Origin of the sequence: Microcystis sp. LE18-22.4A, from assembly GCF_027531105.1 — a bacterium.
Classification (GTDB): Bacteria; Cyanobacteriota; Cyanobacteriia; order Cyanobacteriales; family Microcystaceae; genus Microcystis; species Microcystis aeruginosa.
In genome coordinates this window covers 1-10,368 of sequence record NZ_JAPZRB010000363.1, presented here as the reverse complement: position 1 = coordinate 10,368, position 10,368 = coordinate 1, and the positions used below count along the sequence as shown (strand labels likewise).

At 41.8% G+C, this 10,368-nt stretch carries 17 protein-coding genes and 1 pseudogene; 1 reads left to right on the top strand and 17 read right to left on the bottom strand.

What is annotated here, in order from left to right; translation table 11 throughout:
• Positions 1-241: 241 nt before the first annotated feature.
• From O9295_RS16385 to O9295_RS16370, 4 genes are all read right to left on the bottom strand, one after another.
• Positions 242-586 (bottom strand): winged helix-turn-helix domain-containing protein, encoded by a 345-nt coding sequence (locus O9295_RS16385; RefSeq protein WP_288033892.1) that lies wholly within the window; start codon positions 584-586, stop codon positions 242-244.
• 40 nt (positions 587-626) lie between these two features.
• Positions 627-998 carry a zinc ribbon domain-containing protein gene (locus tag O9295_RS16380; protein ID WP_288033890.1) on the bottom strand — a complete coding sequence of 124 codons (372 nt, stop codon included), beginning with the start codon at positions 996-998 and terminating at the stop codon, positions 627-629.
• Positions 999-1,080: 82 nt separating this feature from the next.
• Positions 1,081-1,341: a hypothetical protein gene (locus O9295_RS16375; RefSeq protein WP_288033889.1), complete on the bottom strand. Its 261-nt coding sequence runs from the start codon at positions 1,339-1,341 to the stop codon at positions 1,081-1,083.
• A gap of 75 nt (positions 1,342-1,416) precedes the next feature.
• Complete coding sequence (locus tag O9295_RS16370) at positions 1,417-1,683, bottom strand: hypothetical protein (protein WP_288033888.1); 267 nt, start codon at positions 1,681-1,683, stop codon at positions 1,417-1,419.
• A 217-nt stretch (positions 1,684-1,900) separates the two neighbouring features.
• On the opposite strand from O9295_RS16370, the gene O9295_RS16365 reads away from it, so the two are divergent.
• Positions 1,901-2,107, top strand: a complete 207-nt coding sequence (locus O9295_RS16365; RefSeq protein WP_288033886.1) for a hypothetical protein — start codon at positions 1,901-1,903, stop codon at positions 2,105-2,107.
• A 47-nt stretch (positions 2,108-2,154) separates the two neighbouring features.
• Here O9295_RS16365 and O9295_RS16360 read toward each other — a convergent pair whose 3' ends face one another.
• The 13 genes and pseudogenes from O9295_RS16360 to avd all read right to left on the bottom strand — a co-directional run.
• Positions 2,155-2,673 (bottom strand): HAD-IIIA family hydrolase, encoded by a 519-nt coding sequence (locus O9295_RS16360; RefSeq protein WP_288033885.1) that lies wholly within the window; start codon positions 2,671-2,673, stop codon positions 2,155-2,157.
• Between the two features lie 123 nt (positions 2,674-2,796).
• On the bottom strand, positions 2,797-3,111 hold the full coding sequence (locus O9295_RS16355) for a hypothetical protein (protein WP_288033883.1): 315 nt from the start codon (positions 3,109-3,111) through the stop codon (positions 2,797-2,799).
• Positions 3,112-3,192: 81 nt separating this feature from the next.
• A complete protein-coding gene (locus tag O9295_RS16350; protein ID WP_288033881.1) occupies positions 3,193-3,777 on the bottom strand; it encodes a hypothetical protein in 585 nt (194 codons plus the stop codon).
• Positions 3,778-3,851: 74 nt separating this feature from the next.
• Positions 3,852-4,484, bottom strand: coding sequence for a hypothetical protein (locus tag O9295_RS16345; protein WP_288033878.1), 633 nt, complete (start codon positions 4,482-4,484; stop codon positions 3,852-3,854).
• Positions 4,485-4,555: 71 nt separating this feature from the next.
• On the bottom strand, positions 4,556-4,930 hold the full coding sequence (locus O9295_RS16340) for a DUF6876 family protein (RefSeq protein ID WP_288033875.1): 375 nt from the start codon (positions 4,928-4,930) through the stop codon (positions 4,556-4,558).
• Between the two features lie 52 nt (positions 4,931-4,982).
• The gene (locus tag O9295_RS16335) at positions 4,983-5,309 is read right to left on the bottom strand and encodes a hypothetical protein (protein ID WP_288033873.1); all 327 of its coding nucleotides are present in this window, start codon (positions 5,307-5,309) and stop codon (positions 4,983-4,985) included.
• 4 nt (positions 5,310-5,313) lie between these two features.
• Positions 5,314-5,523, bottom strand: coding sequence for a hypothetical protein (locus O9295_RS16330; RefSeq protein WP_150975046.1), 210 nt, complete (start codon positions 5,521-5,523; stop codon positions 5,314-5,316).
• A gap of 49 nt (positions 5,524-5,572) precedes the next feature.
• The gene (locus O9295_RS16325) at positions 5,573-6,079 is read right to left on the bottom strand and encodes a hypothetical protein (RefSeq protein ID WP_147073539.1); all 507 of its coding nucleotides are present in this window, start codon (positions 6,077-6,079) and stop codon (positions 5,573-5,575) included.
• Between the two features lie 186 nt (positions 6,080-6,265).
• A complete protein-coding gene (locus O9295_RS16320) occupies positions 6,266-6,424 on the bottom strand; it encodes a hypothetical protein (RefSeq protein WP_186814382.1) in 159 nt (52 codons plus the stop codon).
• Positions 6,425-7,349: 925 nt separating this feature from the next.
• Positions 7,350-8,273: a hypothetical protein gene (locus O9295_RS16315; protein WP_288033870.1), complete on the bottom strand. Its 924-nt coding sequence runs from the start codon at positions 8,271-8,273 to the stop codon at positions 7,350-7,352.
• A gap of 239 nt (positions 8,274-8,512) precedes the next feature.
• Positions 8,513-8,737 (bottom strand): annotated as a pseudogene (locus O9295_RS27900) (hypothetical protein); the annotation flags it as partial.
• Between the two features lie 36 nt (positions 8,738-8,773).
• Positions 8,774-9,856, bottom strand: coding sequence for an RNA-directed DNA polymerase (locus tag O9295_RS16310; protein WP_288033868.1), 1,083 nt, complete (start codon positions 9,854-9,856; stop codon positions 8,774-8,776).
• 25 nt (positions 9,857-9,881) lie between these two features.
• Positions 9,882-10,368: diversity-generating retroelement protein Avd (gene avd / locus O9295_RS16305; RefSeq protein ID WP_288033867.1), on the bottom strand; the 487-nt coding region annotated here is incomplete at its 5' end.

Here is a 10,368-nt window from a genome sequence, read left to right as displayed (position 1 = left end):
TTTGTGGAAGCCTTGGCAGCTTTTCGGACAGCGATGTCTTTCCGTTTCTTTGAGTGGCTGACCGAGAATCGGGATGTGTTTGCCGCTTACAAAGCCAGTTTAGGCTTTGTTTGGGCTTGAAATTTGTTTAAGTCCCACTAGCAAAATCTCTGGCACTCGGATCGCCCGCGTTGGTAGGTGTCTCCAGCGCGGTTGTTGTTTCGGCAGTTGGTCGGTTCTGGGGTTGGGGTTGGCCATCTTTTCATTCTATGCTTTGTACACTGCTTTCGTCAAATTTTTTAAGATTGCGCTTCCTGCCGCCTTGAGGGTAGTAGGTGCGATCTTCGCTGAATACTTGAATTCCTATCCCTGCCTCCCCTAGGGCGTAGGTAAGCTGCTTTACCGTGTTCTCGCTGAGGCCTGTAATTTTGGCGATTTCCGAGTAGGTTCGGGGTCGATCGCTGATTGCTTCCAATACAGCGATCGCGGTTCGCAGCCGCTTCTGGAGCAAGGGATAGAGCCATTGCTGCTCATCTGGGTGTAAATCCCAGTATTTCCGGATACTGGGGCCGCATTCTTTGATGTATGTTTTTGTGTCTTCGTTCATGATTGGGGTGTGGGGTGTGGGGTGTGGGGAGAAGCTTTTTTCAGTGATCAGTAAAGGGATTAACTTGAAGCGATCTGCACAAACTAAGCCTGTTTGTTGCCTCTTTAATTCCGGCTTCTAGAGCCTCTTTGATCGATTCGTAGCAGCCGCTTAAATAAGGATCAGATTCAAATTCATAAAAAGCGCGGACTCCGCCATTTTTATTGATGGCAAAAGAGTATTTATTTTTATCGATCGGGCATAGGTAAACATCGATATCTAGTCGATGCCGGCCTTGTTGCTTGCGGGCTGATGCGAGCGATTTCATCACTTGATCCGCCTCCCATTGGTGGCCGCAATTATCGCAGTAGATAATCATACTTTCGGGGCTTTTTCTGTAAGTTTCTGAGGATTGGCATTGAGGGCATTTCATAGTTTTTTTAGGTGTGGGGTGTGGGGTGTGGGGTGTTTAGCCTGTTTGTTGTTTCTTTAAGCCCTATTAGGGATTGAAACTTTCAGTGATCTGCATTCCATAAAAACAGCCATTCCCGGCGACGCACTTCAAGATATTTAAAAACTGTAGAAGCATCTATCCAACCCTTTGCGCTTCTGGTTTTTACTTCTTCTTTAGTTATATCGTAAGTTGCTGCAAATTTATGCAGAAAAAATGGGTCAATTTCGATCAATTGTATTATATTTTCTTCGGATAAACGATTGTGAGCTTGAATATCCGAAAAAATATCTTCTAAGATTATTCTTACTTCTGGTGGTAACATATTTACTCCTGTTGATTGATTAATAAATAACTGATAACTGATAACTGATAACTGATAACTAAAGCTCACTAGGCTTTAGGCTTTGCATTTTTTTAAGCAAGTCCATAGATAACTTTCGTTTTTATCAAAGTTATTTAATATCCCAAATACTTTTTTGGCATCATAAATTTCTGGGTAAGTATAAGTTGAATTGCCGCTAAAATAAAATATTTTGCAATAACAACCATCTTTATCTATCGATAAATGATGATTTAGCATTACTAGCATATTTTCAAGTTTTACGGCAAATTCTTTTATCTCAGCGGTGAGGTGACAAAAAGCATTAGCATTATGGAAATACATTTAATTGCTCCTGATTAATTTGCGATTAATAACTGATAACTGATAACTGAGCGGGGTGGGTGGGTGGGGTCCTTATAATGGGATTACCACCGATTAGGCTCTTATCAGATGTCCGGTTCGGTGGCTTCTTCTTTTATTATACCATGCTAACAAGGAATAATCAATTATTTTTTTAACCGTGTTAGTATGGAATGTGTAAAAATTTTTAGGTAAAAGCATGGCTGGGAAAGGAGTCCCTAAAGGCACGATTCACAATCCCAAGGGGATTAATCAATATCCTGGGAGGCGATCGAGTAAGATGATCGCTCTGCGGCTTCTCAAGGAGCATGATCCGATCATCCGGGCAAAGGCCGAGAGGGAAGGCAAAACGATCGCGGCTATTCTCGATGAGGCGATCGCTCTTTATCTGTCCGTTAACCCCTAGCAAAAATCCCCACTGTTCACCGTGGGGACTTGCAAGATTATTTCTCCTTAAAATTCGCGATTGATTGGGGGAAATCTCCAAATATCAGCACTTAAGAAGTGGATACCTGCATTTTTTGCGGCTTCTTCATCTTCTAATTGATCGCCTACCATTAAAGCTTTTAATGGATTTTTAAAGCTTTTTAAAGCTGCGGAAATCATGCCACAATTAGGCTTTCTAAATTGGCCTAAAAATTCTTTGTGCATTTCATGAATTAAATCTATATTTTCTCGGCTTACGCCATAGCATAAATTCCCCTCGAAATCAGGGCAAAAGTAGATATAAGAAAGCAGCGGGAATATTTCTAAAGTTTTTCGTTGTTCCTCGATCGCGCTTTTCAGGGATTTATGCCCGGCGGCTACTCCGCCCTGATTGGTGATTCCTATTATTATCCATCCTTCTTGATGGTAAATTTTGATAGTTTTTATCGCTTCTTCGATTGGTTCCTGATCGTTTGGATCTTCGATGAATTTTCCGCTAGTAGGCCGGCGGATCGTGCCGTCGAGATCGAGTAATAAAGCTTTCATTTTTTCAAATTTTCCCCTACTAAAAGCTTCGGGGTATCCCTAATAGGGATTAGATAGTGCCTCAGACTTGTTAGGTCTCAATCCCTAATAGGGATTCTTTCAGGCTTAAATCGATTTAGCTATTTACCATTCCTCTGGATAATTTATTCGATTAATATAGTAATCTGCCCATTCTTTTTTTAGAGCTAAAAGCTGTTTTTTGCTGGGCTTCTCAAATCCATCGGGATAGCAGTAATTTTCCCGATCCTGAAAGGCCTTCTCTATATCGCAAAAATACTCACCCTGGCTGCAAGGAAAATCTAATCCTGTGCGGCTTGATTTTACAGCGAAAGATGCCTTTGATTCTAAAGAAAATTCGCCATCATTTTTTGTAGCAATAATTGTGTCGAATTCTGAAAACCAGCGAGGATTTAATTCTCCTAATAAAATTTCTTGCAAAGTAGTCATAATTTTTTCCTGTTTGTGTGTTGTGTTTTGTTTTTTACTGATAACTAATTAAATGCTTTACGATAGAAAATATCAATTACTAAAATCAATACTGTTTCTATTTTCGATCCACCACTTAGCAGAAATAGGGATTTCGATTTCTTTTTTCCATGCACTTACAATCTCTTGTAAGTGTTGTAAAGCTATATCTTTCGCCCATTTTACTTGTTTTTCACTTCCTTGAAACTCGGTATTTTCTACCCATTGCAAGGCATCTTCTAAGTCGCTCTCGGAAGAAATACTAAAAGTATAGTGTCCGCTTTCGGTTTTTTTAACTCCATCTGGAAGCTTATCTATTGTTTCTGCATCTAGTTTTCGCTCGATTTGTAATTCTCGCCAAAAATTAGCAATAATCCAATCAGCCATTTCTTTAAAATCCATTTGTTCACGGCATGAATACCAGTAATCAATGTCGTTGTTTTTTTCCCACCAGTAATAGAAAGCATCCCAGATTTCTTGCCGCGTTTCTTCAGTAAGAAGAAGATTGATTCGAGTAAGTACCTTTCCTCGATAGGAATCAAGGGAAGCAATAGAACGGTGATTGAAATTTTGTGAATAATCAAAAAAGATTTCGGAATTTATGCGATCAATTATGGGATTAGTAGAAGGAAAAAACATTGATTTGTCCTCTCGTGTTTTGTTTTTTACTGCTGATAGCTATTTACTGAGCGCTGGTAACTGACAAGAATTCTTTATTCTAGCTTTTCCCAATTTGATTCAGAAAATCCCATTTTCCAAGCTAATTCTTTAATTTTTGGCTGTACTTCGGCGTGGCGGGGAGCCTTGCCTAAAATTATTCCTTTTGCACAATCATAATTTTCTTCAGGATTTTCAACGTAATTTTTAATTATCCCCATCTCTTGTAATTCCATATAGTATTGGATAAGATCCTCGCTTGCATATTTTTGAATTGTAGAATGAATATACAAAATGGCGCGAGTGCCATTTTCTTGAATCTCTTTTGTAGAAGGAAATCGGCTTAAAAGAGAAGGCGATAATTCAAAATCAGGAAAAGCAAAGATTATTTTGGAAAGAAAATCGATTTCAATTTCCCATCTCTTCTTTTGAGGATTCCATGCAGGCTTTTTGTCATAAAAATAGTGTACATTTTTCAATCGATCAACTATATCTGGATCATACTTAGGAGTGGTAAGGGAAGCTTTAATATTGCCATCCTTGAAAAAAATTAATCCGATCTGGCCTTTTGGTAGCTTTGTCAGCTGCCGATCTAGATTTCGCAAAGTTTCGGGGATCAGCGATTCATACCATTCGCGCATTAATTTGGAAGTTTCTTCCATTTCGCTTTCAAAATTATAATTTTCCATGATAATCTCCTAATTGTGTACTGATGGCTGATAACTGGTGGCTTAAAATTACCATTCCATAAAAACTGAAATTAATACTCGGACGGCAACATTAGCACGCCCTCGCCGTTGCCCATATTGACTAAATAAAGGCAGATCTCCTGAATAGGAAAATCGGTAAAGGGGATCTTTTGTTCGCAAGCAATATCGTCGGTATCGCGTTCGCAGGTGAGAACTGCTGAGTTATCATCACTAACTTTGAGCTTCCAGAATTGCAAATCAGCAAGGTACTGATCACAGCGGATTATCTTTTCTAACTGCCAAGAGGCGATCGCGTCGAGTAACCAGTAAGCCCCCCCATTTTCCGCGAGATACTTTATCCCGTCGGTGTATAAAAATGGGTAATTTTTATTGCGGTAATGGTTCTCAGTACCCGTAAATTGGCTAAGATTTTCTAGTTTATTCATGGTTTTAGTTTCCTAATTGTTTAATGGTTTACTGATAACTGATAACTGATGTTTAAAAGTGCTGAATAATCACCCCTCCTTCAAATTTGATAACAGTAGTCTGATTCTCAAAGTAGGTAAATGCAGCCGCTTCGATTTCTTCTTGATCACTATCTTCTGGGGGGATGAAATCATAATCTTTTGCCGCTTCTAAGATGCTAGAATATTCGGAATAATCGCATCGAATAGCAATTCGATCTAATTCTATTTTCTGATTAGTTTGTTCTTCCAAATCTTCGAGATATTCTATCAATGCGAATGCTCCAGACCATGACCAATCTGCATTATCGTCTTTTTTAAGCAATCTGGTTGCTTCATCAGTGCTTAAATTTATGTGCATTTTTCTACTCTCCTATTGATGTGATTTCGTTTATTTCCCATTCAATACAATCGAGATTATTTCTCTCGTCAAGGATTTTAATTTTGTGGCTCCCTTCCTTCTCTATAGAAATATTAGGGTAAATATCATCAAAGATTTTTTCGGCTTCTCCTTGATTTTTTGCTTCGATAATTACCTCGATTTCTACTCTCATTAATCCTGAGAATTCCTTCATTTTTACCTCCTATTTTAGGGGGAATTAATCCCCCCCATTTATTAATTATTTAGAGTCCGAATTTTTTGGTAGTTTGGATGAAAAGCGTCGTCGCAATCGCTCTTGCATCTTCTGGAGTGAGGGCTATATCTTCGGCTTTATCTTGGCAGTGCTGATAAAGTTGGGCTAAATTAGCCACATATTCAGCCATTTCTACTTTTTTTTCAGGGGAAAAATTGGGATCGGGCTCAGGGATAGAGTAAGCAGGAATAGGAGGGTTATTGCTTGCTAAATGGCGAGAAACCGGTTTCACTGCTACGGGTAGCTCTGGCAGTGGTTGGCCTAAATTGATCAGATTAGGATCCTCTACTAAAGAGTATTTGCCTTTTGAGTCAAGGGTTAAAGTTAATCGCGCATTCGTAATCACGTGCTTGATCGAATATTCATCGTCACCACCGCGCCATACGGTCACTTTTTCCCCGGTATCGCGTCTTACCGCATCAATTACAGTCCGCTCGCCGTATTTAGTATTTACGCGGCGGGCGCGGTCGGTTGCCATTGCTTCGATTAGTTGCATAGTGTTATTATCCTTTTGGTTTGATTTAGAGAAAGGCGATCGCATAATTGCAAGTTGGGCGATCGCTTTTCTTTGTTTGTACTTTCATTATACCATAGTAACAAGGAAAGAAGCAAGCAAATTAATAATTAATTTTTTTCTTTCCTAAGCAGGGGATTAGCGGGGAAAAGCTCCCTGCTCTGGTAGTTACTGCCAAATTTCGATCGTGAATTCTTCGCCGGGGAATCTGCGGCCCATCCAGTCCAGAGCTTCTTTTACGCTGTTCGCTTTCAGGTAGTAGCCCTGTCTGTCGGCGATCGGAGTTTCTGCCGGATAGGGATTAATTCGGGTGCATCGGTAGGTCATAAGTCTTACTCCTATTGGGTTCTATGCTTTTATTATAGCATAGTAACAAGGAATAATCAAGCAAATGCCCGGCGGAAAAAGCCGAGCATAGTACAAAAGAACTAAAAAAGAGATAACTGAGCCGGGGGGGGAACGGGAACCCCCAACCACCAGCAAGACTCCCAGCGCTCCCAATCGACACCAGCCCAAGCAGGGGGAGACGAAGAGCCGGGGAGCCAAAGCAGAACCCGCCGCCCGGACCCAAGAGCAAAGGCCGCGGACCCCCAAGAACCAGATCCGCCCCCAAAGAAGCGCCGCGCCGGGAAAACTCCCGCCGGGCAGACCGGGGAAGAGGGCAGGATCACCAGCAAGCCCCGATCGCCGGCAGCGAGGAGGGACAAAAGGCAGTAAATCGCAAAGAGCCAACTTAGAAGCACGAGAAGGAGAGCGAGAGCCAGAGAATCCAATCGAAAAAACAGAAAAAGGCGAAAACATAAAAAAAATCTCCCGAAACTATTATCATTATACCATAGTAACGAGGTAAAATAAATCTATTATCTGGCGCGCCGCAGGCGCGCCAGTCAAGGAAAAAAACTCAAAGGTCCCCGGCGGGAAGTCGGCGGCTGGCGCGCATCCACACCAGCCCGCTATCAGCGAAGTCCACGACCCAAGGCGCGCCAAAGTCCGCCAGCGACCAGAGGGGTCCACCCCACCGGCAACTGTCAAGTAATCGCAACCTCTGCTAGATCAGGACTTGGTGGCGGGTGGGGTGGGGGGGTGGGTGGCTGGCGCAAACGAGAAGGTGCGGGGGCATCTTTACTGGCAAGCATAAGGTAAGAAGGATATCCCCCCCGCCCGACGAGCGAGCAAATTCAAGTTTTGCCAGTAGTCCCTTAGATATTGGTATGTTCGGAGCCTGGCCCGTAGGGCGCGCCCCGATGATCCTTTAGGGAATCTGGTACTCCTTCCTGTTTTCTCGATCTCGCCGTGGCCATCCTTCCCTTATCGCCTTTTTCCGCAAGCCTTCGATCGATTTTGGCCAATCCTTCCGGCGCTGGTCTAGTATTTCCTGCAAGTTTAGCCACTTGCCTTGAGCCAAGTCGAAGGGTTGGCCATCTGGCTCGATCGCTGGCTCGATCTCGCGTAGCGAGCGCGTTGCGACTGTCTGTCCGCGCTTTTCATCGATGGGGGCATCATCTAAGCTGTCATCTAGTTTAGTATCTAAGCTATCATCTAAATTAGTATCTACTTTAGTATCTAACTTAGCATACAAGCTATCATCTAAACTCTCATCTGGCCTATCGTTGAAAATCTCGCTATAGCTTTCATATAGGCTACTATCTAGGCTATCATCTAAATTAGCATCTAAATTAGTATCTAAGTTCTCATCTAGCCTTGCTTCTATAGCTTTTATCTGATCATCGATCACGATCGATTTATCTCTAAGATCTTTGATGTCGCTGCTTGTGGCTAATGTCCAGTTATCAAGGCGATTTTTTATTTTTTCTATTTGATCATCGATCGTGATCGATCTATCTTTCATTTCCTGATCGATATCCTTTATCTGATCATCAAAACCTGAAACCCAGTGAGATAGTTTATTAGCAAGGTCTTCGATCTTGCTTTGCGACTGCGTTGCGACCGATTTTTCCATGGCATCTAATTTGTCATCTAGCTTGGCATCTAAGCTTTTCTCTATTAAGATTCTGAGCTTGGCATCTAAGCTATTATCTAAGCTCACATCTAAGCTTGCATCTAATTGATCGATCAGGAATTGCTTGGCTGCTAGATTCTCGGTCAGGTTCGGGTATAGCGATCGGATTTTGTCTAGGTAGCGATCACTGATCGAGAAGCTAATTACTTTGCTCATAGCATCTAATTTAATCTAAGATGATAGCTTTATTATACATCTAATTTGGTTAGATAGTTATATTAGTTGGTTTACTGGGTCACAAAAGGGTATAGCCTAGGCTGTAGGGGGGATTAAGAGAATTTATGCCCCCATATCGAACCATACCAAGTAACGAAGAACCAAAAATATTAGGCTGGTTTAGATTTTTTGGGGAGATTTCGATCAATGTGGGGGTGAGCCGGGAGACCCTTCGTAACCTACCAGGCTCCCCGACTCGGTTTGATTTTTGGATGTCGTCGCCAACATCGCAGGAACAGGCTGGACTCTTCGATGCACTCTTGGCAGATTGCCACCTGCCAACCCCGACGATAAAGAGTAATCCCAGCACCGCACACCACCCGAAAACCGTTGTTGTTGTTGTTGTCGCGGCGGTTGTTGTTGTTGCGGTAAGCGGAACGGCAGTTATTTGGATTGTTGTACCAAGAACCGCCCCGCGGTCGGGTTCGCCTATCCCTTCTTCAATGCCTCACGAATGCGAGGGAACTGAATATCTGTTTTCTTAGCTGCCAGGTGTCGCCATGTTCTAGATGTGCCATCCAGCTAATCAGCGATCGCTCTACACCTTTCCAGTCAATTGTACCGATTGCGTAATCTTGCTGCAATTGTCTTAGTCTTCTCCTGCCCCGATGGAGGTTGCTATTCCTGACACGAATTCGGTCGGGTAGAATACGAAAACCGAGGAAACTAGCACCGTATTTAGTGGCAAAAAGTTGACTTTTGGTCGCAACGCGCTCGCTACGCGAGATCGGGTGAATTTTCAGCCTCAGTTTGATTAAGTATTCCTCAATTTTACCTCTGGCTTCGACGAGGAAATCTCGGTCATCGGCAAAGAGAGCAAAATCATCAACGTACCTGACATACTTGGGAGTTTTAATAACTTCTTTGATAAAATGATCGAGTCCATTTAGATAAATATTAGCAAAAAATTGACTGGTTAAATTGCCAATAGGCAGACCTCTTTTTCGTTCTAAAGGAGTCAGCAGATTATCGCTGGGGAAGTAATCAATGACAGCTTCCTGTTCGTTGCTGTTATCGATAATAGTATCGATTAACCAGAGGGTATCGGGACATTTAATTTTGCGCCGTATCAGTGCTTTAAGGATTTCATGGTCGAGGGAAGGAAAGTATTTTTTAATATCACACTGAAGGATATAAGAACTAGAACGGGCAAAGCCGATAAACCGTTTCAAGGCTTTATGAGTTCCAAATCCAACTCGATTGGCATAGGAATCATGAATAAAAGTGCGCTCGAAAATAGGAGCGATGATATTACAAAGAGCGTGATGGACTACTCTATCCCGATAAGGTGCGGCCGATATCAGGCGACTTTTGGGGTCTATGATGTGGAAGGTTCGATAGGCTCCAGGATGATAATTTTTATCCTTTAGCTCCCGTTGCAATTGCATTAGTTCCCTTTCTAGATTAAAATTAAAATCTAGAACGTTATCCCTAAAACGTTTGCCCGATTGTGCTTTACGAGCGGCAAGAAATAGATTATCAAATTCGATAATTTGGGAATAGAGATTACCGTAACGCTTCATTTAAATTTCCGATGATGACAATAATTTAATCTGGTTTAGCTTCTCGTTCACGTTGGCTTTTAATCCAGTTACCTAATTCCCCTCCCAATTCATCAATTAATTGACTGACGTATTCATAGCGTTTCAGATCAATCAACTTAAAATCTAATAAAAGTCGGGTCTGATGTCTGAGAACGGCTAACTCGGTGTTGATATATTCAAGTTTGGCAAGTTTGCTTTTGGCAAATTTAGCCCTGATTAAATTCTCTAGTATGTTATAAAGTTGGTTGATTACCCTGTCCCCTATCGTAAACTTGTGAACTCTGGGAAAACGCTCTATAATCGGAACGTACCACTTCACCAAATCATAACACTTTTGAATCACCGATAATTCTTTCATTGCCTTAATAAAATTTAACATTAACGCCATTTTCTCAAAAAAATCGACCCGCCTAAGGGCGGGAAAGAAAAGGAAAAAGAAAAAATAGGGAATGAGGGTAAAAGGGGAAAAAAAGGGGAAAAGGGTTACAGAG

What these genes read in the sequence shown, in the direction of transcription:
- O9295_RS16370 (WP_288033888.1), bottom strand. Translation starts at nt 1,683, where the DNA reads ATGTATTTCCATAATGCTAATGCTTTTTGTCACCTCACCGCTGAGATA.
- O9295_RS16375 (WP_288033889.1), bottom strand. Translation starts at nt 1,341, where the DNA reads ATGTTACCACCAGAAGTAAGAATAATCTTAGAAGATATTTTTTCGGAT.
- O9295_RS16385 (WP_288033892.1), bottom strand. Translation starts at nt 586, where the DNA reads ATGAACGAAGACACAAAAACATACATCAAAGAATGCGGCCCCAGTATC.
- O9295_RS16365 (WP_288033886.1), top strand. Translation starts at nt 1,901, where the DNA reads ATGGCTGGGAAAGGAGTCCCTAAAGGCACGATTCACAATCCCAAGGGG.
- O9295_RS16340 (WP_288033875.1), bottom strand. Translation starts at nt 4,930, where the DNA reads ATGAATAAACTAGAAAATCTTAGCCAATTTACGGGTACTGAGAACCAT.
- O9295_RS16380 (WP_288033890.1), bottom strand. Translation starts at nt 998, where the DNA reads ATGAAATGCCCTCAATGCCAATCCTCAGAAACTTACAGAAAAAGCCCC.
- O9295_RS16350 (WP_288033881.1), bottom strand. Translation starts at nt 3,777, where the DNA reads ATGTTTTTTCCTTCTACTAATCCCATAATTGATCGCATAAATTCCGAA.
- O9295_RS16330 (WP_150975046.1), bottom strand. Translation starts at nt 5,523, where the DNA reads ATGAAGGAATTCTCAGGATTAATGAGAGTAGAAATCGAGGTAATTATC.
- O9295_RS16320 (WP_186814382.1), bottom strand. Translation starts at nt 6,424, where the DNA reads ATGACCTACCGATGCACCCGAATTAATCCCTATCCGGCAGAAACTCCG.
- O9295_RS16335 (WP_288033873.1), bottom strand. Translation starts at nt 5,309, where the DNA reads ATGCACATAAATTTAAGCACTGATGAAGCAACCAGATTGCTTAAAAAA.
- O9295_RS16345 (WP_288033878.1), bottom strand. Translation starts at nt 4,484, where the DNA reads ATGGAAAATTATAATTTTGAAAGCGAAATGGAAGAAACTTCCAAATTA.
- O9295_RS16325 (WP_147073539.1), bottom strand. Translation starts at nt 6,079, where the DNA reads ATGCAACTAATCGAAGCAATGGCAACCGACCGCGCCCGCCGCGTAAAT.
- O9295_RS16360 (WP_288033885.1), bottom strand. Translation starts at nt 2,673, where the DNA reads ATGAAAGCTTTATTACTCGATCTCGACGGCACGATCCGCCGGCCTACT.
- O9295_RS16310 (WP_288033868.1), bottom strand. Translation starts at nt 9,856, where the DNA reads ATGAAGCGTTACGGTAATCTCTATTCCCAAATTATCGAATTTGATAAT.
- O9295_RS16315 (WP_288033870.1), bottom strand. Translation starts at nt 8,273, where the DNA reads ATGAGCAAAGTAATTAGCTTCTCGATCAGTGATCGCTACCTAGACAAA.